The organism is Alteraurantiacibacter lauratis, assembly GCF_037154155.1.
In the GTDB taxonomy this organism is placed as follows: Bacteria; Pseudomonadota; Alphaproteobacteria; order Sphingomonadales; family Sphingomonadaceae; genus Alteraurantiacibacter; species Alteraurantiacibacter lauratis.
Genome location: NZ_JBANRN010000004.1, coordinates 184,657 through 207,210, shown reverse-complemented (window position 1 = coordinate 207,210; position 22,554 = coordinate 184,657). Strand labels below are relative to the sequence as shown.

The 22,554-nt window shown below is 65.8% G+C and carries 19 protein-coding genes and 1 tRNA gene; all 20 read left to right on the top strand.

Annotated features, from left to right (window positions below):
- The 20 genes from WFP39_RS06100 (at position 1) to WFP39_RS06005 (ending at position 22,472) form a co-directional block, all read left to right on the top strand.
- On the top strand, positions 1 to 1,470 hold the full coding sequence (locus tag WFP39_RS06100; RefSeq protein WP_336918378.1) for a UDP-N-acetylmuramoyl-tripeptide--D-alanyl-D-alanine ligase: 1,470 nt from the start codon (positions 1 to 3) through the stop codon (positions 1,468 to 1,470).
- A 14-nt stretch (positions 1,471 to 1,484) separates the two neighbouring features.
- On the top strand, positions 1,485 to 2,555 hold the full coding sequence (mraY, locus tag WFP39_RS06095; RefSeq protein WP_336918327.1) for a phospho-N-acetylmuramoyl-pentapeptide-transferase: 1,071 nt from the start codon (positions 1,485 to 1,487) through the stop codon (positions 2,553 to 2,555).
- Positions 2,552 to 3,892, top strand: a complete 1,341-nt coding sequence (murD, locus tag WFP39_RS06090; protein WP_336918326.1) for a UDP-N-acetylmuramoyl-L-alanine--D-glutamate ligase — start codon at positions 2,552 to 2,554, stop codon at positions 3,890 to 3,892. Before mraY ends, murD begins: the two co-directional genes overlap by 4 nt.
- The gene (locus WFP39_RS06085; RefSeq protein WP_336918325.1) at positions 3,889 to 5,139 is read left to right on the top strand and encodes an FtsW/RodA/SpoVE family cell cycle protein; all 1,251 of its coding nucleotides are present in this window, start codon (positions 3,889 to 3,891) and stop codon (positions 5,137 to 5,139) included. The genes murD and WFP39_RS06085 overlap by 4 nt, the downstream gene beginning before the upstream one ends.
- Positions 5,136 to 6,323, top strand: coding sequence for an undecaprenyldiphospho-muramoylpentapeptide beta-N-acetylglucosaminyltransferase (gene murG, locus WFP39_RS06080; protein ID WP_336918323.1), 1,188 nt, complete (start codon positions 5,136 to 5,138; stop codon positions 6,321 to 6,323). The genes WFP39_RS06085 and murG overlap by 4 nt, the downstream gene beginning before the upstream one ends.
- Positions 6,320 to 7,747 (top strand): UDP-N-acetylmuramate--L-alanine ligase, encoded by a 1,428-nt coding sequence (gene murC, locus WFP39_RS06075; RefSeq protein WP_336918322.1) that lies wholly within the window; start codon positions 6,320 to 6,322, stop codon positions 7,745 to 7,747. The genes murG and murC overlap by 4 nt, the downstream gene beginning before the upstream one ends.
- Positions 7,748 to 7,830: 83 nt before the next feature.
- Positions 7,831 to 8,709, top strand: coding sequence for a UDP-N-acetylmuramate dehydrogenase (murB, locus tag WFP39_RS06070; RefSeq protein WP_336918377.1), 879 nt, complete (start codon positions 7,831 to 7,833; stop codon positions 8,707 to 8,709).
- Positions 8,710 to 8,724: 15 nt separating this feature from the next.
- Positions 8,725 to 9,684, top strand: a complete 960-nt coding sequence (locus WFP39_RS06065; protein WP_336918321.1) for a D-alanine--D-alanine ligase — start codon at positions 8,725 to 8,727, stop codon at positions 9,682 to 9,684.
- Positions 9,684 to 10,598: a cell division protein FtsQ/DivIB gene (locus WFP39_RS06060; protein ID WP_336918319.1), complete on the top strand. Its 915-nt coding sequence runs from the start codon at positions 9,684 to 9,686 to the stop codon at positions 10,596 to 10,598. Before WFP39_RS06065 ends, WFP39_RS06060 begins: the two co-directional genes overlap by 1 nt.
- The gene (ftsA, locus tag WFP39_RS06055) at positions 10,598 to 11,890 is read left to right on the top strand and encodes a cell division protein FtsA (protein ID WP_336918317.1); all 1,293 of its coding nucleotides are present in this window, start codon (positions 10,598 to 10,600) and stop codon (positions 11,888 to 11,890) included. The genes WFP39_RS06060 and ftsA overlap by 1 nt, the downstream gene beginning before the upstream one ends.
- A gap of 148 nt (positions 11,891 to 12,038) precedes the next feature.
- Positions 12,039 to 13,700, top strand: coding sequence for a cell division protein FtsZ (gene ftsZ / locus WFP39_RS06050; protein WP_336918315.1), 1,662 nt, complete (start codon positions 12,039 to 12,041; stop codon positions 13,698 to 13,700).
- 198 nt (positions 13,701 to 13,898) lie between these two features.
- Positions 13,899 to 15,470 carry a tetratricopeptide repeat protein gene (locus tag WFP39_RS06045; RefSeq protein WP_336918314.1) on the top strand — a complete coding sequence of 524 codons (1,572 nt, stop codon included), beginning with the start codon at positions 13,899 to 13,901 and terminating at the stop codon, positions 15,468 to 15,470.
- Positions 15,471 to 15,668: 198 nt separating this feature from the next.
- The gene (locus tag WFP39_RS06040; protein WP_336918313.1) at positions 15,669 to 16,175 is read left to right on the top strand and encodes a type III secretion system chaperone family protein; all 507 of its coding nucleotides are present in this window, start codon (positions 15,669 to 15,671) and stop codon (positions 16,173 to 16,175) included.
- A 13-nt stretch (positions 16,176 to 16,188) separates the two neighbouring features.
- Positions 16,189 to 16,989 carry a pyrroline-5-carboxylate reductase family protein gene (locus WFP39_RS06035; RefSeq protein ID WP_336918311.1) on the top strand — a complete coding sequence of 267 codons (801 nt, stop codon included), beginning with the start codon at positions 16,189 to 16,191 and terminating at the stop codon, positions 16,987 to 16,989.
- 143 nt (positions 16,990 to 17,132) lie between these two features.
- Complete coding sequence (locus tag WFP39_RS06030; RefSeq protein ID WP_336918310.1) at positions 17,133 to 17,909, top strand: Bax inhibitor-1/YccA family protein; 777 nt, start codon at positions 17,133 to 17,135, stop codon at positions 17,907 to 17,909.
- A 172-nt stretch (positions 17,910 to 18,081) separates the two neighbouring features.
- Complete coding sequence (locus WFP39_RS06025) at positions 18,082 to 18,972, top strand: hypothetical protein (RefSeq protein WP_336918308.1); 891 nt, start codon at positions 18,082 to 18,084, stop codon at positions 18,970 to 18,972.
- 127 nt (positions 18,973 to 19,099) lie between these two features.
- A tRNA-Ala gene (locus WFP39_RS06020) sits at positions 19,100 to 19,175 on the top strand.
- A gap of 55 nt (positions 19,176 to 19,230) precedes the next feature.
- Positions 19,231 to 20,304 (top strand): GTPase ObgE, encoded by a 1,074-nt coding sequence (obgE, locus tag WFP39_RS06015; RefSeq protein WP_336918307.1) that lies wholly within the window; start codon positions 19,231 to 19,233, stop codon positions 20,302 to 20,304.
- Positions 20,305 to 20,400: 96 nt separating this feature from the next.
- On the top strand, positions 20,401 to 21,534 hold the full coding sequence (gene proB / locus WFP39_RS06010) for a glutamate 5-kinase (protein WP_336918305.1): 1,134 nt from the start codon (positions 20,401 to 20,403) through the stop codon (positions 21,532 to 21,534).
- A complete protein-coding gene (locus tag WFP39_RS06005; protein WP_336918303.1) occupies positions 21,531 to 22,472 on the top strand; it encodes an NAD-dependent epimerase/dehydratase family protein in 942 nt (313 codons plus the stop codon). Before proB ends, WFP39_RS06005 begins: the two co-directional genes overlap by 4 nt.
- Positions 22,473 to 22,554: the final 82 nt, after the last annotated feature.

Sequence of the window (22,554 nt, the reverse complement as noted above, 5' to 3'; positions counted from 1 at the left end):
ATGAATGCCCTCGCCAAGGTTTTGCGCTGGCCCGCCTCGGATGCCGACAGGCTGCGCAGCGCGCTGTGGACAGCGTCCGAAATCGCGGCTGCGACCGGCGGGACTGCTTATGGTGAATTTCAGGTTAGCGGCGTGGAAATGGACAGCCGCGACGTGCGCAGCGGCGATCTGTTCGTGGCGCTGCGGGGTGAGGCGATGGACGGCCACGCCTTTGTGCAAAAGGCCTTTGCCAATGGCGCGGTGGCCGCGCTGGTCGACCGGCCGGTGGACGGGCCGCATGTGCTCGTTTCCGATACCTCAAGTGCACTTGAGATGTTGGCTGCGGCGGCACGTAAACGGGTGCAGGCGCGCATTGTCGGCGTGACGGGTTCGGTTGGAAAAACGGGCGTCAAGGAAGCGATCTTCGCAAGCCTTGAAAGGTGCAGCCGGGGTGCGGCGCACCGGTCGATCCGGTCCTACAACAATCATGTCGGCGTGCCTCTGTCGCTGTCGCGGATGCCGCCGCGCAGCCGCTTTGGCGTGTTCGAGATGGGCATGAACCACGCAGGCGAAATCACCCGGCTCACCGCGCAGGTGCGCCCGCATGTCGCCGTCATCACCACCATTGCCCCCGCGCATATCGAAAATCTGGGCAGCATGGAGGCGATTGCCGATGCCAAGGCCGAAATCTTTGCCGGGCTGGAACCCGGCGGGACGGCGGTTATCCCGGCGGACAGCCCATGGTTTGCGCAATTGCGCGATGCTGCCGTGGCGCGCGGCGCATGCATCCTGTCGTTCGGCAAGGCGGAGGGCGCGGATATGCGACTGCTCGATGCGCTGCCGCTGGCAAGCGGCGGATCGCTGGTGACGGCGGCGCTGACGACCAGGGCAGGCACGCAGCGCCTGTGTTATACCGTGGCCGAACCGGGGGAGCATTGGGTCGCCAATTCGCTGTGCGTGATGGCGGCGGTGTATGCCGCGGGCGGCGATCTGGGCGCGGCGGGGCTGGCGCTGGCGAGCATGGGCGGTCTCAAAGGGCGCGGCGCGCGGCTGCGCGTGCCGGTGCCCGGCGGCCATGCGCTGCTGGTCGATGAAAGCTACAATGCCAATCCTGCATCGATGCGCGCCACTTTGGGTCAGTTGGGGCAAACGCCTGCTACGCGGCGCATCGCGGTGCTGGGGGCGATGAAGGAACTGGGTGATTTCGCGCCCGGATTCCACGCGGCCCTTGCCGAGCCGCTGCTAGCGGCAAATGTCGATTTTGCCGTGCTGGTGGGTGAGGAAATGACCGCTTTGGCGCGTGAACTGGGGAAAGGCCTTGCCAACCCGCTTGGCAAGCCCTTGCACTTTGCGCATTGCGCTGATGCGGGCGAAGCGATTTCCGCGCTGGAGGAATATGGCCTTGCTGGCGGGGACGCGGTGCTGGTCAAGGGCTCCAACTCGGTCGGCCTTGCGCGCGTGGTGGCGCATTTCGGTGCGCGGGAAGGCTGATCGACAGGAAACCGATGCTGTATTTTCTTGCCTCTTTGCTGGAATTCGAAGGCCTGCTGAACCTCATCCGGTATCAGACATTTCGCGCCGGCGCGGCGATGATGACAGCGCTTTTTATCGGCCTTGTGATCGGCCCCAAATTCATCGCCATGCTGCGCGTGCGGCAGGGCAAGGGGCAGCCCATTCGCGAGGACGGGCCGCAAAGCCATCTGGCCAAGCGCGGCACGCCCACCATGGGCGGATTGATGATCATTACCGCGCTGATCCTGTCGATGCTGTTGTGGATGGATTTGCGCAGCCCGTTCGTCTGGGCCTGCATCGCGGTGTGTCTGGGCTTTGGCGTGATCGGCTTTCTCGACGATCTCGACAAGGTGACCAAGGGGCACCACAAGGGCCTGTCGGGCAAGGCGCGGCTGCTGGCTGAATTCGCGGTGGCGGGTCTTGCTGCCTGGCTGATCGTCAGCGAGATCAACACCAATCTCTATATCCCCTTCCTCAGCGGCTATTCGATCCCGTTGGGCCCTTTCTATTACGTCTTTGCCGCCGTGGTGATTGTGGGCGCGGGCAATGCAGTGAACCTGACCGACGGGCTGGATGGCCTCGCGACCATGCCCGTGGTGATCGCGGCGGGTGCGTTCATGCTGATCTGCTATCTGGTGGGGCGCGTCGATTATTCGGCTTACCTTGGTATTCCGCATGTGCCGCTGGCGGGGGAGCTGGCGATATTGTGCGCCGCGATCATGGGGGCGGGGCTGGCGTTCCTTTGGTTCAACGCGCCGCCGGCGGCGGTGTTCATGGGCGATACCGGATCGCTGGCACTGGGCGGCGCGCTGGGCGCGATTGCGGTGGCGAGCCATCACGAGATTGTGCTCGCGATCGTGGGCGGCCTGTTCGTGCTGGAAGCGGCCAGCGTCATCATACAGGTGTTCTGGTTCAAGCGCACGGGCAAGCGGGTGTTCCGTATGGCACCGATCCACCACCATTTCGAACAGCTCGGTTGGAAGGAATCGACCGTGGTGATCCGCTTCTGGATCATCGCCATTGTCCTCGCCGTGATTGGCCTTTCCACGCTGAAAATCCGATGATCACCGCGCGCGCCTTTGCCAACAAGCACTATGCCGTGCTCGGCCTGGCGCGGTCGGGCATGGCGACGGTGGAAAGCTTGCTCGCCAGCGGCGCGCAGGTGACCGCGTGGGACCGGCAGCAGACCCCGCGTGCAAAGCTGGAAGGGCGCTGCCGGCTGGCCGATCCGATGGAGATCGACCTCGCCGGTTTCGATGCGCTGGTCGTGTCGCCCGGCGTGCCGCTCAACACCCATCCGCTGGCGTCGAAGGCGCGGGCCGCAGGCGTGCCGATCCTTGGCGATATAGAACTCTTTGCGCTCGCCCGGCCTGAACTGCCGCCGCACAAGGTGGTGGGCATTACCGGCACAAACGGCAAGAGCACCACGACCGCTCTGGTGCATCACCTTTTCGAAACTGCGGGTTTGCCCACGCGCATGGGCGGCAATATCGGCCTGCCCATTCTGGCGCAGGATCCCTTGCCGGAAGGCGGCACTTATGTGCTGGAACTGTCGAGCTATCAGATCGACCTTACCTACAGCCTGGATTGCGAGGCGGCGGCGCTGACCAATATCACCCCCGATCATCTGGACCGGTATGATGGGTTTGCCGCCTATGCCGCCGCAAAGGCGCGCTTGTTCGCCATGCAGTCGGTGCAGCACTTCGCCAGTTTCGGGTGCGAGGATGAGCCGACGCGCGCCATTCAGCGGGCAGAGGCGGCACGTCGTCCGGCGGGGCGCGCGGCCTGTGCCGATCTTGCGGCGCTTGCCGTGCATCAGAGCGAATGGCCCAGCCTGCAAGGGCCACACAATTTGCAAAACGCCGCGATTGCTGCGGCACTGGCCCAGGAGGTCGGCCTTTCGCGGAGGCAAGTGCTGGCGGGCCTTGCCAGTTTTCGCGGATTGGCGCACCGGATGGAAGTGGTGGGGATGCACAAAGGCGTGCTGTTCATCAATGACAGCAAGGCGACCAATCCTGCCTCCACCGCGCCCGCGCTTGCCGCATGGCCGCCGGCACCGCAACCACGCATCCACTGGATATGCGGCGGTCTGCCCAAGGCGGACAATCTGGACGAGTGCGCGCCCCATTTCGGCAATGTCGCGGCCGCCTATACCATTGGCGAGGCGGGGCCGATGTTCGCCGCCCTGCTGGAACCGCATATGCCGGTCGAACGGTGCGAAATGCTGTGCGAGGCGGTGACGCGTGCGATGGCGGCGGCCCAGCCGGGCGATGCCGTGCTGTTCAGCCCTGCCTGCGCCAGTTTTGACCAGTTCCGCGATTACGAGGTGCGCGGCAATGCTTTTCGCGAGCTGGTCGATGGGCTGAGCGGCGCGGGCGATTCGGAAAGGCCCGTGGCATGAAATCGGCGCGGCCCTATGTCCCCCTGCCCGGTGTGCGCCCCGCAGCGGCCCCCGCCTTTCCGCAGGACCGGCGGCGGCAATTGCTGGTCTGGTGGCGCGAGATTGACCGGGGCCTGCTGGCGCTGGTGCTGCTGCTGATGGTGGTGGGCACTATCGCCGTTTATGCCGCATCGCCCGCCAGTGCGGGGCGCCTGTCCACGGCGGAAACGACGCTGGGCGAACATCACTTCTTCTGGCTGCATCTGCGCTGGCAGGCGCTGGGACTGGTGGTGCTGTTCGCCACCGCGCTGCTGCCGCTGGACCGGGCGCGGCGCGGCGCGATCCTGCTGGGCGGGTTGATGCTGGCCTTGCTGGTGCTGGTCCCGTTGGTCGGGGTGGAGCGCAACGGGGCCACGCGCTGGCTCAATCTGGGCCTGACCTTCCAGCCTTCGGAATTCCTGAAGCCGGCCTATGCGGTCGTGCTGGCGTGGATCCTGTCGTGGAAGCTGCGCGATCCCAGTCTGCCGGTCATCGGGGTGACCGGCGCGCTTCTGGGCCTGATCGTGATGCTGCTGATGCTGCAACCCAATCTGGGCGAGGCGATCCTGTTTGTTGCCTGCTGGTTCGTGCTGGTGCTGCTGGCGGGCCTGCCCATCCGCAACATTGCGATCTTCACCGGCATCGGCTTTGCCGCGCTGGCGCTGGCCTATGCCTTTTACGACAATGCGCGCAACCGCATCGATGCCTTTCTGGGCGGCGGCACGGCCTATGACCAGGTGGACCTTGCCAAGCGCACGCTGCTGGGCGGCGGATGGACCGGCACGGGGCTGGGGCTGGGCAACCAGAAGATGCGCCTGCCCGAAGCGCATACCGACTATATCTTCTCGGTGATTGGCGAGGAGTTCGGCCTGCTCGTCTGCGCGGTGCTGGCGCTGCTGTATCTTGCCATCGTGCTGCGCGTGCTGGTGCGTCTGGTCGAGGAAGACCGGCTGTTCATCATACTGGCGGCCACGGGCCTGATCGCGCTGTTTGGCGGGCAGGCCTTCATCAACATCCTGATGAACCTGCAATTGTTCCCGTCCAAGGGGATGACGCTGCCGCTGGTATCCTATGGCGGATCGTCCACGATTGCCCAGTGCTTTACTATCGGGCTGTTGCTGGCGATCACGCGCCGCAACCCTTTCCTCAGCCGCGAGGCGTTTGATTTCGGCGCGGCGCTGGATACCGAACTGGGACGCGAAGCTGCGCCCAAGGAGAGAAGACGATGACTTCGGTGACGCGCCATTACGTGCTGGCAGCCGGCGGCACGGGTGGGCACCTGACGCCCGCCTTTGCGCTGGCGGCGGAACTGGCGGCGCGCGGGCATCATGTGGCGCTCGTCACCGACGATCGCGGCGCGGCGATCCCCGGCAAGCCCGATTTTCTGCCCGCGCATATCCTGCCTGCGGGGCGTTTCGGCAAGAACCCGCTGGGCTGGATCGGGGCGATCCGCGCCGTGCTGGAAGGGCGGCGCATGGCGCGGCGGCTGAACGAGACGTTTCGGCCTTCCGCCGTAGTCGGCTTTGGCGGTTATCCGGCCTTGCCCGCGCTGCTGGGCGCGCTGGCCGATGGCATCCCGGCGATCATCCACGAACAGAACGCGGTGCTGGGCCGGGTCAACCGCCTTCTGGCGGGCAGGGTCAACGCGATTGCCACCGCTTATCCCGATGTCGCGCGGCTGAAGGCCAAATTCGCGCCCAAGGTGCATCTGGTGGGCAACCCCGTGCGGCCCGAAGTGCTGGAATTGCGCGACCGCGAATATCCGCCCTTTACCGCTGAAGGCCTGTTCCGCGTGCTGGTGACCGGCGGCAGCCAGGGCGCACGCGTGCTGTCCGAAGTGGTGCCCGATGGCCTTGCCATGCTGCCGCCCGCGCTGCGCAGCCGTTTGCAGGTTACGCAGCAATGCCGCCCGGAAGATCTGGAGGCAGTGCGTGCGCGCTATGCCAGCCATGGCATCCCGGCGGAACTGGGCACCTATTTCGAGGACATGCAGGCCCGCCTTGCCGATACGCATTTGTTCATCGGGCGCGCAGGGGCGAGCACGATAGCCGAACTCACTGCCGTGGGTCGCCCGGCGATATTGGTTCCGCTGCCGATAGCGACCGACGATCACCAGGCCGCCAATGTGCGCGAAATGGTGAAAGCGGGCGGCGCGCGCTCCATCCGCCAAACGGGCTTTACCGCGCCCGAACTGGCCAAGCAGATTCAGGCCATCGCGCAAAGCCCCGCAGCGCTTGCCAATGCGGCCCATGCGGCATGGAATTGCGGGCGGCCCAAGGCGGCGAGCGATCTGGCCGATCTGGTTGAAAGTTTCGGTGCGGCACCCATTCAGGACGTCATCCGCGTGGGTGCATCGCCTGCCCGTTCGGCTGACGGTGTGGCGGCCGCCACAGCAAGGGTGCGCGGCGAATGAAGGGCGTTCCCACCGATATCGGCACGATCCACTTTGTCGGCATTGGCGGCATCGGCATGTCGGGCATTGCCGAAGTGATGCACAATCTGGGCTACAGCGTGCAGGGGTCGGACATGGCGGAAAGCTATGTCGTGGAAGGGCTGCGAAAGCGCGGCATCCCGGTGTTTATCGGGCATGATGCGGCCCATCTGGGCGATGCCGCAGTGGTCGTCACTTCCACTGCGGTCAAGCGCGACAATCCCGAAGTCGCCGCCGCATTGGAAGCGCGCATCCCCGTGGTGCGCCGCGCGGAAATGCTGGCCGAACTCATGCGCCTGAAAAACACCGTCGCGGTGGCGGGCACCCACGGCAAGACGACGACGACCAGCATGGTGGCAACCTTGCTCGATGCAGGCGGGGTGGATCCGACCGTCATCAATGGCGGCATCATCGAAAGCTACGGCTCCAACGCGCGGCTGGGGGCAAGCGACTGGATGGTGGTGGAAGCCGACGAAAGCGATGGCAGCTTTCTGCGGCTGGATGGCACGATTGCGGTCGTGACCAATATCGATCCCGAACACCTCGACCATTACGGCACATTCGACGCGGTGAAGGATGCCTTCCTGCAATTCATCGAGAATGTGCCGTTTTACGGCGCGGCGGTTTTGTGCATTGATCACCCGGAAGTGCAGAACCTGATCGCCCGCGTGCGCGACCGGCGCGTGATCACCTATGGCTTTTCCCCCCATGCCGATTGGCGCGCGGAAAATCTGGTGGCCGAAGGCGGGGCGAGCCGGTTTGACGCGGTGCACCGCGATCGTGATGGGCGCGAACACCGCATCGCCAACATCCTGCTGCCCATGCCGGGCCGCCACAATGTGCAGAACGCGATGGCTGCGATTGCCGTGGCGCATGAAATGGACTGCCCGGACGACACGATCCGCGCCGGCTTTGCGCGCTTTGGCGGGGTGCGCCGCCGCTTTACTCTGGCGGGCGAGGTGGACGGGGTGCGCGTGATTGACGATTACGCGCATCACCCGGTGGAAATCCGCGCCGTGCTTTCTGCCGCGCGCGAGGCGGTGGGGGCAAGCGGACGCGTGATTGCGGTGGTCCAGCCGCACCGTTACACCCGGCTGCGCGACCTGATGGGCGATTTCCAGTCCTGCTTTGGCGATGCCGACATCGTGTTTGCCGCGCCGGTCTATCCTGCGGGTGAGGCACCGATTGACGGGGTGGACAGCGCCGCATTGGTAGCCGGGATCAAGGCGCGCGGGCATCGCCATGCCGCCACCATTGCCGGGGCAAATGCGCTGGCGGAGGAACTGGCCGGGCTGATCGTGCCCGGCGATATCGTGGTGTGCCTGGGCGCGGGCGACATCACCAAATGGGCAGCAGGCCTTGCGCCTGCGATTGCAGCCCACCGCAAGGCGGGGGCGGCGGCATGAACTGGTCGATGCAGCCGGGCGATTTCGATGCCGCCACCAACGCGCCGGGTGCCGGTTCGGGCGGAGCGGGTGCCTTGCCGCCAATGCCGCCCGTGCGGGGAAAACTGACGCCGCACGCGCCGCTCGACAAGCTTGTCTGGTTCAAGAGCGGCGGCCCGGCGGACTGGCTGTTCGAACCGGCCGATCTGGATGATTTGACTACCTTCCTGGCGCACCTGCCCGAAGATACGCCGGTCATGGCGATCGGCCTTGGTTCCAACCTCATCGTCCGCGATGGCGGGGTGCCGGGCGTGGTGGTGCGGCTGGGCAAGGCCTTTTCCACTGTCGAGGTGCGGCGCGATCACGTGCTGGAATGCGGCGGCGGCGCGCCGGGCATTCTGGTCGCCTCCACCGCGCGCGATGCGGGGATTGCGGGGCTGGAGTTTCTGCGCGGCATTCCGGGCACGGTGGGCGGCTTCGTGCGGATGAACGGGGGTGCTTATGGCCGGGAAGTGGCCGATATCCTGATCGATTGCGATGTGGTTCTGCCTGATGGCAATTGCGTGAACATTCCCAAGGCCGATCTCGCCTATTCCTACCGCCATTCGCGCCTTCCCGAAGGGGCGATCGTGGTGGCGGCGCGGTTTCAGGGGACGCCGGGCGATCCGGCCGCCATCGGCGCCGAGATGGACCGCATCGCGGCCGAGCGCGAGGCGAGCCAGCCTTTGCGCAGCAAGACGGGCGGATCGACGTTCAAGAACCCGGCAGGCCGCAAGGCGTGGCAATTGGTGGACGAGGCAGGCTGCCGCGGGCTTGCGATGGGCGGCGCCAAGGTGAGCGAGAAGCACGCCAATTTCCTGATAAACACAGGAGACGCCAGCAGCGCCGATATCGAAGGTCTGGGCGAGGAAGTGCGCCGCCGCGTGGCGGAAAAGACGGGCGTGAGCCTCGAATGGGAAATCAAGCGGGTTGGAAGACCCTGAAAGAGTAATTGCTGCATGAGCCGACTGCCTCACCTCCACGTTGCTGTCCTGATGGGCGGGCCTGCCAATGAGCGGGAAGTCTCGCTCCTGTCGGGCAAGGGCGTGGCCGACGCGCTGGAAGGGCTGGGCCACCGAGTCACGCGGATTGATCTGGGCCGCGATGTTGCGGCGCGCCTTGCCGAGGCCGCGCCCGATGTGGTGTTCAACGCGCTGCACGGTGTGCCGGGCGAGGATGGCAGCGTTCAGGGCATGATGGATTTGATGGGCATCCCCTATACCCATTCGGGCATGGTCACATCGGTGATCGCCATTGACAAGGAATTGACCAAGCAGGCCTTGGTGCCCGCCGGCATCCCCATGCCCGGCGGGCGCGTGGTGAGCAGCGAAAGCCTGTTTGCCGGCGACCCGCTGCCGCGCCCCTATGTCCTCAAGCCCGTAAACGAAGGCAGCAGCGTGGGCGTCGCCATCGTGATGGAGGACAGCAATTGCGGCAATCCGATCCGCCGCGATGCGAGCGGGCCGTGGCAACAATTTGCCGAACTTCTGGCAGAGCCGTATATTCGCGGCCGCGAACTGACCGCGGCGGTGATGGGCACGGGTGATGATGCGCGCGCCTTGCTCGTCACCGAACTGGTGCCCAAGAGCGGCTTTTACGATTTCACTGCCAAATATACTGACGGGATGACGCAGCATGTCTGCCCCGCCGAAATCCCCGACAGCATCACCCGCCTGTGCCAGCAATACGCGCTGGCTGCGCACCGCAAGCTGGGGTGCCGGGGCGTGTCGCGCTCCGATTTCCGCTGGGATGACGAGCGCGGGGAAGAGGGGCTGTTCCTGCTGGAAACCAACACCCAGCCGGGCATGACGCCGCTCAGCCTGGTGCCCGAACAGGCGCTGGCCTGCGGCATTTCCTATCCCGAACTGGTGGAAATCATCATCGAGGACGCTCTGGCTTTTGCAAGGGGTTCGGCCTGATGGTGCAGACCGTCCGCCGCAATTCTTCGGGCGTGCGCCGACAGACCCGCGCGCAAGGGCGCGCCGGGCAGGTGCGCAAGGCGCGCGCGCATACGGCCGGCTTTCTCGACCGGACGATGAATGCGCTGCCCTTTACCGAGGATCAGTGGCACCGCTTCTTCACGGTGCTGATCCTCGCGGCGGCGCTGGGCGTGATAGTGCTGGTTGCCCGCATGTCGGGACTGACCGCGCTGGCGGAGAGGCAGGTTGCGGAAATCGCGGCCAATGCCGGGTTCAAGGTGGTGAATATCGATGTGCGCGGCACGCAGCGCATGAACCCCGCGCGCGCCTATGAAAAGGCATTGGCGGCCCAGGAATCATCGATGGTGCTGCTCGATCTGGCGGCTCTGCGCGAGGATATCCTGCGGCTGAGTTGGGTGGCCGATGCGCGCGTGTCGCGCCAATTGCCCGATACGCTGGTGATCGACATTGTCGAACGCCAGCCTCACGCCGTGCTGCGCCGGGGCGATCGGCTGGTCTTGATCGACATGGACGGGGTGGAGCTGGAGCCGGTGGCGGCGAGCGAGATTGGCGATCTGATGGTGGTGCAGGGGCCGGGCGCGCAGGGCCGCGTGCGCGATCTGGAAAAGCTGCTTGATGCCGCACCTGCCTTGCGCCCGCAGATCCGTGCGGCGGAATGGGTGGGCAACCGCCGCTGGAACCTGACCTTTGTCACCGGCCAGCAATTGTTCCTGCCAGAAGGTAAGGAACTGTCCGCCGCTTCGCTTATCAGCTTTGCCCGCGCCGACGGGGTGCATCGCCTGATCGGCGGCGAGGTGGTGCGGTTCGATATGCGCAACGCGCCGCGCACTTATTTGCAGGTGCCGGGCCGGGCGGACCGCGAACTCGACATGCAACAGGGGAGTGAAAGCTGATGGCCAGCCAGCCGCGCATCACCAGTGTCATCGGGGCGGTCAATATCGGCTCGTTCCGCATTTCCGCGATGATTGCGGGGATTACTGACAGCGGCGAAATGCAGGTGCTGGGCAGCGGGCAGCGCGCCTCGCAGGGAATCAAGCGCGGCTATGTCACCGATATGGCCGCTGCGACCTATGCCGTGCGCGACGCGATCGAACGGGCCGAGAAGCTGGCGGGCACTTCGGTCACTTCGGTGTGGATCGGCTGTTCGGGCGCGGGTCTGGCAAGCACCATCAACCCGGTGGAAATCGACATTGGCGGCAGGCGCATCGAGGAGGAGGATATCGAACACCTCCTTGTCACCGCGCGCGAAGGGCTGGAACCGGACGGGCGCATGGTGCTGCACGCGCAGCCTGCCTGCTATTTCCTCGACGGGGCGGACGGCGTCGCCAATCCCAAGGGCCTTCATGCCGATCGGCTGGGCGTGGATATCCACGTGATGCTGGCCGATGGCGCGCCGATGCGCAACATCACCGAAGCGGTGCAGAACGCGCATCTGGAGGTGGAGGGCATCGTGGCTGCGCCGCTGGCCGCAGGGCTGGCCTGTTTGACGCCGGAAGAACGCGATCTGGGCGTGGCGCTGGTGGAGTTTGGCGGCGAAGTCACCAATGTTTCGGTCTATGCCGCCGGGATGTTGCTGGGGCTGACCACCATTCCGCGCGGTTCGGCGGATATCACCGATGCGATCGCCTCGGCTTTCAGCATCAAGCGGTTCCAGGCCGAACGGCTCAAATGCGTCAACGGGTCGGCCATTGCCAGCCCGCACGACCACCGCGAGATGATTGCGGCAACCGGCCCCGATGACGAGGCTTCGGCCAGCGTCGCGCGCGGCGCGGATGCATCGGGGCGCATCCGCCGGTCGGAACTGATCGCGGTGATTACCGGCGAACTCGATTGCCTGATGCGCGATGTGGGCCGCGCGCTGGAAAGCATGGGTTTTGCCACCGGGGGCAAGCCCGGCGCGCGTCAGGTCGTGCTGACCGGCGGCGGGGCGGAAATGGCGGGGTTGGCCGATTACGCGCAAAGCGTGCTGGGTATGCCGGTTCGCATCGGCAAGCCGCCGGCGCTGCGCGGCCTGCCCGAAGCGCACAGCGTCCCCGGCTTTGCCACGCTGGCTGGGCTGGTGCTTTACGCCGCGGAAGACCCGGTGGACGTTCGTTCGATCGGATCGAGCTATACCGAAACCACGCGCTGGACCGGATTGTCGGCTGTGCGCCAGATATGGAAGGCCGTGCGCGACTATTTCTGAATGCTGCGTTTGGCTGCGTTCAGCGCCTGTGCAGGCTAATCGTGCAGGGCTGTGGAAACTTTGATTTTGCCCTTAACGCGGCCAATCTGTTTTATGGCACAAGCGGGACAGGAATATTCGCGCAAGGCTCCATCAGGAGACGAGGACAATGAGCATCAATATCGGACCCCCTTCGGTGGAAGAACTTCGCCCCCGTATCACCGTGATCGGCGTGGGCGGCGCGGGCGGCAACGCCATTGCCAACATGATCGAGGCGGAGATTGAAGGCGTCGACTTCATCATCGCCAATACCGACGCGCAGGCATTGAACAATGCGGTTGCGGAACATCGCATCCAGCTTGGCCCGGACATCACGCAGGGGCTGGGTGCAGGCTCGCGCCCCGAAGTGGGCCGCGCGGCGGCAGAGGAAACGGTCGAAGAAATCGAACGCGCGCTCGACGGGGTGAACATGGTGTTCATCGCCGCCGGCATGGGTGGCGGCACCGGCACCGGTGCTGCACCCGTGATTGCCGAAGTGGCGCGGCGCAAGGGCATCCTGACCGTGGGCGTGGTGACCAAGCCGTTCCTGTTCGAAGGCACGCGCCGGATGCGCGCGGCCGAAGCCGGGATCGAGGAGCTGCAGAAGCATGTCGATACGCTGATCGTCATCCCCAACCAGAACCTGTTCCTGGTGGCGAAGGCGGACACCACCTTCAAGGAAGCCTTCGTCATGGCGGACGAGGTGCTGCAGCAGGGCGTGCGCTCGATCACCGATCTGATCGTCAACCCCGGCATGATCAACCTCGACTTTGCCGATATCCGTTCGGTGATGAACGAGATGGGCAAGGCGATGATGGGTACGGGCGAGGCAGAAGGCCCCAACCGTGCGCTGGAAGCTGCCGAACGCGCGATAGCCAACCCGTTGCTGGATGGCGTGTCGATGCAGGGCGCGAAGGGCGTCATCATCTCGATCATCGGCGGCGACGACATGAAGCTGCTGGAAGTGGACGAGGCTGCCAACCACATCCGCGAACTGGTGGACAGCGAAGCCAACATCATCTGGGGCACCGCGTTCAATCCCGATCTGGCGGGCAAGATCCGCGTGTCGGTGGTCGCCACCGGCATCGAGCAGAGCGCGGATCACCAGATCCCCCCACATCAGCCGGTCAATCTGGGCGCCGCGCGCGGCCCCAAGGCGCCCGGTTCCACGGCCGGGATGGCCGCGCCTGCCGCATTCGGCGGGTTTGCCGGTGCAGCCCCCTCGGCCTTCACGCAGGAGCCGGAATCGGTCGCGGTTGCTCCTGATACCGACGAATTGCTCGATCTGGCGGATTCGCTGGAGCAAGAGGATGCCGGGGGTGATCTCCCCGATCCGGCCGATGATAGCGAATTCGGGCGGTCAAGCGAGGATGGCTTCGCCTCGCTCACCGGTTTGCGCCTGTCCGACGACGATGACGAGGACGATGCGCTCGACCTGTCAGGCGCGGCGGAAGTGGCTCCTGCCAGCCCGACCACAACTGCGGTGCAGGACGAGCTGACGCTCGACGCCGGAAGGCTGGCGCAGGCCGATGGGGAGGAGGTGGGCGGTATGCGCCGCCGCCGTCTGTTTGGCGCAAGCGATGTGGCGGACGAGGCGAGCGAGCCGGGCGCTGCGCCCGCTTTTGCCCCCGCACCTGCTCCGGCGCCCACGGGCAGTACGCTGTTCGAACGGATGGCCAATATTGCGCCGCCCGCATCGGCAGCCGACAGCGCCGAGGAAGATGACGACAACGAGAGCGGCGGTTCGGGTTTCCGGATTCCGCGGTTCCTCAACCGGACCAACAATCAGTAATCTGGCAGGGCGCAGCGGGTTCGACGATCCGCAGCGCCCGCCCGAACTGGGAGTGTGCGATCCCGCTAGCTGAGTGAGATGACATTGCGCAAATCTGCCACCGGGGGGCATACACCATCTGGCTGGCGATCCGGGCGATCGGGGGGATCGGCCAAGGGATCCGGCAGCAGAACTGCTGTCGCAACCGTCCTGGCGGGGATGGCTCCCCTGCTGGCCGGTGCGCCGCTTGCGATCACGCTGTTGCCGCAGGCTGTTGGTGCACAGGAAGTGGTGCAGCAATTGCCCAACCCCGCCTCCGCCGTGCTCAACGATGCGCTCCGCCGCTTGTCGCGCAACCCCACGTCGCTGGCGGCCTTGCTCGATGCGGGGCAGGCGTCGCTCGATCTGGACGATCCCGACGCGGCAGAAGGCTTCTTCGAGCGCGCGCGCGCGGTTGCGCCGGGTGATGGCGCGGTTCTGGCGGGCCTTGCCCTGGTGGCGGTGCGCCAGCTTGAACCCGCGCTGGCGCTCGACCTGTTCGAGCAGGCGCGCGCGGCTGGCGCGAATATCGATGCGCACGCTGCCGATCACGGTCTTGCCTATGATCTGGTAGGGATGAATGCCGAAGCACGCGAGCGTTATGGCGTGGCGCTGGCGCAAGGCGGTGATGCCGAAGTCGAACGGCGTCTGGCCCTCAGCTATGCGATTTCGGGCGATGCCGCGGCATCGGATGCGACGCTTTTGCCGCTGCTGCAACGACGCGATGTCAATGCCTACCGTGCACGGGCCTTTGCGCTGGCAATATTGGGCCGCGAGGAAGAGGCGGTGTCGATATCGGACGCCATGCTGCCTGCGCGCCTCGCGCGGCGAATGGACCCCTATCTGCGCCACATGCGGCAATTGACCCCTGCGCAGCAGGCGGCCGCAGCCAATCTGGGCGTGTTTCCGGCCGCGGCCGACATTGGCCGCGACAGCCCCCAATTTGCCCGGCGCATGGTCATGCCAAGCGCGCCGGCTACGGGCACACCGGGTGGCAGCGACGCGCGGCTGATCCCGTCCGGCCCGCCGCTGGGCGCAGCCGAGCGACAAGCAGCGGCAACAGGTGAGATTGCGCCCATCAGCGTGGCGGTCGTGCAGGCGGCTCCGCCTCCGCCTCCACCTCCGCCGCCCCCGCCTCCTCCTCCTCCTCCGCCTCCGCCTCCGCCTGCGCCGGTTGTGGTCGCGGCGGCGGAATTGCCCCCGGCGCAGATTCCTTCACCTGCCGCACCGGAGCCAAGCTTCGCACTTTCAGGGCCGGAACCGGCCGCGGCTGAACCGCAGCGCGATCCGGCGCCTGGCGCAGCGGAGGCATTTCCGGCCAGTCTGGCAGAAGCCTTTGCCGCCTTCACCCTGCCGGCCGGGGAACCCCTTGTGCGGCCAGCGCCCGGCGCGGTGGACATCACCTCGATCATTCCCTTGCGCGAGGTTCGCACGCCTCCGCCCCCGCCGCCACCTCCGCCTGCGCCCCCGCCTCCACCGCCGCATCCCAGCCGTCACTGGGTGCAGGTGGCGACTGGGCAGGATATTGCCGCATTCCGCTTTGACTGGCGGCGGCTGGTGCGCCAGTCGGACGGGCTGCTGGCCAATCGCGAGCCCTACCGTGCGCGCTGGGGGCAGACCAACCGGCTGGTCACCGGCCCCTTTGCCAGTGCGCGCGAGGCGAACGAATTTGTCACCCGGCTGGGCGAGAAGGGTATCGATGCGTTTCGCTTTACAAGCGCCGCGGGCGAGGAAGTGGTCAAACTCAACTGATGGCAGGCGGGAGGGTGCATCCGGCTTTTCCCCAGCTTATCCCCAACCTGTGCCCGCAATCCCCGGCGTGTTTTGCACATCTTGCCAACAGGCTTGTGCGGGTTCTCCCCCGCGAAGGCAGGCAGCGGCGTTGCGCCATGGCGCGCGGGCGGGGCATTGCTGCTGCCCCACCGCATTAACCAGGAACCGGCTGCACAGATGGACATCGGGCAAGACAGGATGGACGAGAACGACGATGCCGCCCCGGTGGAAATGCTGGGCGCGCTGTTTGAAGCCAACGGCTGGTCATTCGAATATGTGAGCGATGACGAAGTCTGCGCCGAAATACCGGGCAGCTGGACGACCTACCAATTGCGCGGCGTTTGGCGGTCCGAAGACCGCGTGCTGCAATTGCTTTGCCTGCCCGAAGTGCGCGTGCCATCGGCCAAGCGCCGCCATGCGCATGAATTGCTGGCGCTGATCAACGAACAATTGTGGCTGGGCCATTTCGACATCTGGTCGCAGGGGGGCGTGCTTTTGTATCGGCACGGCCTGATGCTGGGCGATGACGGGATGCTCAGCCTGTCGGTGGCGCAGGCGGCGGTGGAAAGCGCGATTTCGGAATGCGACCGTTTCTACCCTGCGTTCCAGTTCGTCCTGTGGGGCGACAAGACGCCGCGTGCGGCACTCGATGCGGCGCTGGTGGATGCGGCGGGCGAAGCCTGATAGGCACGGCGCCATGATCGATTCCCTGCTTGTAATCGGCTGCGGCAATATGGCCGGTGCCATGCTCGAAGGCTGGCTGGCGGCGGGGCGCGCGCCATCCTCCTTCACCATCGTCGACCCGGTGCGCGAAAATGCGCCGGGCGGCATCCCGGTGCTGCGCGAGGTGCCGCAAACGGGCATGTTCGATGCCATACTGCTGGGTGTGAAGCCGCAGAATTTGGCCGAAGTCGCACCGGTGATCGCCCCGCTGGCAGGCGGCGGGACACTGATCCTTTCGCTGCTGGCAGGGGTGGAACTGGACGTGCTGGCGCGTGCATTTCCCGCCGCGCGTGGCCATGTCCGCGTGATGCCCAATCTTGCCGTGTCACTGGGCAAGGCGCCCATCGCGCTGGCGGCGCAGGGTCTGGCGCAGGAAGAAACCGCCGCCATCACCGCCTTGATGCAGCCCTTGGGCACGCCCGAATGGATCGGGCAGGACCGGTTTGATCTGGTAACAGCCCTTGCGGGGAGCGGGCCGGCCTTTGTCTACCGCTTCATTGATGCGCTGGGCGCGGCGGCGATCCGTTTGGGTTTGCCAGAGGAACAGGCGCGCCGGCTGGCACTGGCGATGGTGGAGGGGGCATCGGCGCTTGCCGCAGGGTCGCCGCATGATCCGGGCAAGCTGGCGGAAATGGTGGCCAGCAAGGGCGGGGTCACACGCGCGGGGCTGGATGTTCTCGACGAAAACGGCGCGCTCAACCGCCTTGTCACCGACACGCTGCGCGCGGCGCGGGATCGCAGCGCCGAAATGGCGCGCGAGGCGCGGGGGGGTTAGGCTGGCTGCGCGTCAACCCAAAATCGATCCTCCGCGATGGCCTAGGCTGTCCGGTTTCGCTTGAAATTGCGGCCCGCTGCCCTGATATTGCACCCAATCCGGTCCGCCTGTTTTCGAGACCGGGCAGAGGAGTTTTGGATCACATGGCTAATTGGAACGACGACCAGGCAGCCCGTCAGGGTTTCGGCATGGCGCCGCGCCAGACGGGCGATCTTGCTGGCCGCACGACATATGATGCGGGCCTGCGCAAGCATATGCTGTCGATTTACAACTACATGGCATCGGGCGTGCTGCTGACGGGTATCGTTTCGATGCTGTTTGCGGGTTCTGGCATGGCGGCGCAGGTGATGACCGGCGGTCTGCTGACCTGGCTCATCATCCTCTCGCCGCTCGCCATTGTCTTGGCGATGAGCTTTGGCGCGAACAAGTTCAGCACCGGCACGCTGCAGATGATGTTCTGGGGCTTTGCCACGTTGATGGGCCTGTCGATGTCGACGATCTTCCTCGTCTACACGGCGTCCTCGATCGCGGTGACCTTTTTTGCCACGGCGGCGGCCTTCGCGGGCCTCAGCCTGTTTGGTTACACCACGCAGAAGGATCTGTCGGGCTTCGGCAGCTTCCTGATCATGGGTGTGGTCGGCCTGATCGTGGCGAGCCTGCTCAATCTGTGGCTGCAATCGCCGGGGCTGATGTGGGCGGTGAGCTTCCTTGGCGTGCTGATCTTCGCGGGCCTGACCGCCTATGACACGCAGCGCCTGAAGAACGAATATCTGACGATCCAGCACGCCAAGATCACCAATCCGGCGGTTGCGGCTGCTTACCCGATGGGCAAGCTGGTGATCATGGGCGCGCTGAGCTTGTATCTGGATTTCATCAACATGTTCCAGTTCCTGCTCAGCTTCCTGGGCAACCGCGAATAAGCCTTCGGCCTGTCGCGCCGGCGATTCGGTTCATCGTGCCCGGAGTGCGGCAACGCACTCCGGGCATTTTCTTATGCCGCGCGGCGCGCTAGGTTGAGGGAAGGTCGGAAAGCCTGCAAACAAGGCCGGCGCAGGGGCACATACGCCCAATGCATGAGAGAGGGATACCCAGGTGACGATCACCATTCGCTGGAAAAATGTCATGTTGGCGGCCGTGCTGGCGGCTTTGGCCGGCTGCGCCACGCCTGCACCGCCTCCGCCTCCTCCGCCGCCACCGCCACCGCCACCGCCGCCCGTCGTGGAAGTCGAAGCCGTGCCTTACCGCCCTGTCCCGCCGGGCGGCGCGCCCTATGTGCTCGATCTGCCGCAGAAGGACGCGGCCGGGCGCTGGATCACGCCGAATAGCGAACTGGACGAACAAAAGGCGGTGTGGAACTTCCGCGCCGCATGGAATGTGGCCGCGCTTAATTGCGTATCAGCAGAAGATGACCAGATCATCACCGCCTATGGCGCCTTCCTCACCCGGTTCCAGCGGCAGCTTGCCTCGCTCAACACCGCGCTCGACCAGCGTTACCGCCGTTCAGAAGGATCTACCCGCGCCGCCACCCGCGCACGCGAGGCGGATATGACGCAGGCCTATAACTACTTTGCGCAGCCCGCCGTGCGCGCCGATTTCTGTGCGGTGGCGCGCGTGATTTCGGCGCAGTGGCTTGAAAGCCCGCCCGCCGATCTCAACAGCTATGCCGTGGGCAATCTGGCGCTCTTCGAGAATGCGTTTGAACGCTTCTACACCGCATACGAGCAATACCAGCTGCTCTCTGCCGAATGGGATCAGCGGTATGGTGCGCAATACGGGGCCTCGCAGCCCGGCTATGTCGCGGTTCACGGCGCGGGCGGGCCGGCTGTTTCGACCAGCCTGGTCGCGGCCGAAACGGCGGTGGCAGTGGAAACCGTGACCGATCCGCTCACCGGCGTGCCGGTTCCGATCATCCCCGCCAATGAGGCGGCCGTGTCCACGCCGATCGTGCAGCCCCTGCCGTCAGGCGGGGGAAGCGACCGCTGACAAGGCGCGGGTTGGTGGTGGCGAATAAGCATTATTTTTCGCTTTCAAGCGGCGGGGCCATTCGCTAAAGGCCGCGCTTCGCGCGCTGGTTGCAAGGCGTTTCAACCGCCGCGGCGATGACTGGAACGGGGCCGTAGCTCAGATGGGAGAGCGCGTCGTTCGCAATGACGAGGTCAGGGGTTCGATCCCCCTCGGCTCCACCAGTTTTCCCTTGTTTGGCCCCTGCTCGGCCTCCCCAGCGTCAGAGGCTGAAATACAATGCATTTTCTCGATCAGGCCAAGATATTCGTGAAATCGGGCGGCGGCGGGCCGGGTGCGGTCAGCTTCCGGCGCGAGAAGTTCATCGAATATGGCGGGCCCGATGGTGGCAATGGCGGCAAAGGCGGCGATATCGTGTTCGTGGCGGTGCCCGGCCTCAATACGCTGATCGATTTTCGCTATACCCAGCACTTCAAGGCCCAGCGCGGCGGCCACGGCATGGGCCGCAACCGCACCGGGGCGGGCGCGGACGATCTGGTGATCGAAGTGCCCGTGGGAACCCAGATCCTTTCCGAAGACAAAGAGGAGGTGCTGGCCGACTTTACCGAGGCAGGTCAGCGTGTGGTGCTGCTCGAAGGGGGAATGGGCGGGCGCGGCAATGCCAGTTACAAGACCGCCACCAACCGCGCCCCGCGCCAGTTCCAGCCGGGCATTCCGGGCGAGGAAATGTGGGTGTGGCTGCGGCTGAAACTGCTGGCGGATGCGGGGCTGGTGGGCCTGCCCAATGCGGGCAAATCCACCTTTATCAATGCGGTGTCGAACGCACAGGCCAAGGTGGGGGATTACGCCTTCACCACGCTGGTGCCCAAGCTGGGCGTGGTGCGGCACAAGAGCCGCGAATTCGTGATCGCGGACATTCCCGGCCTGATCGAGGGCGCGGCGGAAGGCGCAGGAATTGGCGACCGCTTTCTGGGCCATATCGAACGCTGCCGCGTGCTGATCCATCTGGTCGATATTTCGGGCGATGATCCGGTGGAAGCGATGAACATCGTCGAAGGCGAACTGGCCGCATACGGAGAGGGTCTGGAAGCCAAGCCGCGCATCGTCGCACTGAACAAGGTCGATCTGGCCGATGCGGAACTGGCCGCGGCCTATTCCGCCGAACTGGTGAAAGCCGGGGCCGAGCGGGTGTTCCCCATTTCCGGCGCAACGGGCGAGGGGATTGAGGCGCTGCTTGATGCCGTGCTCGCATACCTCCCCGCGCGCACCGCGACCGAAAATCCCGGCCATGTCGTGCAACAAGGGCAGGAGCACGAGAAAGAGGACGAAAAGCCCTGGGATCCGCTCGGCTGATCGCTGGGTAATTCCGGGGGCTGTCTGCGGGCTGATCTTCCCGGCTAGCAACGCGCGCATTGGCGCGGGCCGCGCCATTCGCTAAGCGGCTTGGCCATGACGATCGAAACACTCGCCGATCTTACCGATCCCGCCCGCACGCCGCGCCTTGTGGTGAAGGTCGGCTCTGCCCTGCTGGTGGGCAAGGACGGGCAGCCGCGCCGTGCATGGCTCGCGGGTCTTGCCGCGGAAATCGCCGCAGCGCGCGCGCGTGGGCAGCAGGTCATCGTGGTGAGTTCCGGGGCGATTGCACTGGGCGCGGCCAAGCTGGGTTTGGCAAAGGGCGGACGCGGAAGCCTCGCCGATGCGCAGGCCGCCGCAGCGGTGGGGCAGATTGCACTGGCGGGCCTGTGGGCCGAATTGCTGGGGGCACAGGGGCTGACCGCCGCGCAATTGCTGGTCACGCTGGAGGATCTGGACGACCGGCGGCGCTATCTCAACGCTTCCGCGACTATTTCCAAGCTGCTCGAAGCGGGCGCGGTTCCGGTGATCAACGAGAACGATTCGGTCGCCACGCAGGAAATCCGCTTTGGCGATAACGACCGGCTCGCCGCCCGTGCCGCGCAAGCAGCACAGGCGAGCGCGGTGGCGCTGCTTTCGGACGTAGACGGGCTGTATGACCGCGACCCGCGCCAGCCCGGCGCCACTCTCCTGCCGCGCGTGCAGGGCGTGACGCGCGCGATCCACGACATGGCAAGCACCGCCTCCACATCGGGAATGGGGTCGGGCGGGATGACATCCAAACTGCAGGCCGCCGAAATGGCGGGCCGCGCAGGGATTGTTCTTGCCATAATCAACGGCACGCATGACCGGCCCATTGCCCGCGCGGTGGAGCAGGATATCGGCACGCTGTTCCTGCCCCGGCGGCGCGACAAATCGCTCAAAAGCTGGCTGGGCGGGCGGCAGAGGCTTGCGGGCGCGCTCGTGGTGGATGCCGGCTGCGCCGAGGCGCTGGCGCGGGGGGGCAGCCTGCTTGCCACCGGTATCACCGCGACCGAGGGGGCATTCAAGCGCGGCGATCCGGTGGCGGTGAAAGATGCCGATGGCCGCATTCTGGCGCACGGCCTTGTCGAATATGACGCGGGCGAAGTCGCCGCAATACAGGGCCACCGCACCGAGGAGCTGGAGGCGTTGCTCGGCTATGCGCCGCGTTCGGCAGTGATCCACCGCGATCAGTTGGTGCTGTTGTGACCACGGGCCGGCCGATCGCGCTGACCGGCGGCACGGGTTTTGTCGGGCAGGCGGTGCTGGATGAAGCGGCCCGGCGCGGCCTGCGGGTCAAGGCGCTTGCCCGGCGCGCCATGCCGCCGCGCGAGGGTGTGGAATGGGTGCGCGGCGATCTGCATGATGCAGCGGCGCTGGCCGATCTGGTGACAGGTGCGCGCGGGGTGCTGCATATTGCGGGCGTGGTAAACGCACCCGACAAGGCCGGGTTTCACGCGGGGAATGTGGCGGGAACGGCCAATATGCTCCGCGCGGCCAAGAGCCTTGGTTCGGGGCGCTTCGTGGCGGTATCCTCGCTTGCCGCGCGCGAGCCGCATTTGTCCGAATACGGCAAGTCCAAGCGCGCGGCGGAGGAGCTGATCCACGCAAGCGGGCTCGACTGGACGCTGATCCGCCCGCCGGCGATCTATGGCCCGCGCGATACCGAAATGTTCGAACTGTTCCGCGCCGCGCGGCTTGGGGTGGTGCCGATGCCACCTGCGGGGCGGGCATCGGTCATCCATGTCAATGATCTGGCGCGACTGCTGCTCGATGCGCTGGGGGACGAGCAGGAATGGCAAGGCGCCGTGTTCGAGCCCGACGATGCGCGGCCCGGCGGCTGGCCGCATGGCGAACTGGCGCAGGCGATCGGTAATGCCGTGGGCCGCCGCGTATGGGCGCCGGCAATACCGGCCGCACTGCTCAAGGCCGGGGCGCGGATCGACCGCTTGATGCGTGGGGACAAGGCACGGCTGACGCCTGACCGGGCAAGCTACATGATCCATCCCGACTGGGTGGCCGACCCGGCCAGGGCGGTGCCGGTGCACCTGTGGCAACCGCGTATCGCCACGCCGGACGGGCTGGCGCAGACTGCGCGCTGGTATGCGCAGGAAGGGTGGTTTGGCGGGGGTGGCCCCGGCATCTGACAGCAATCGTTACATCGGCGGACGCTTGAAAGGCGCGCGGACTTGTGCAACTTCGGCATGGGAACCGCTGCCGGGTTCGGGC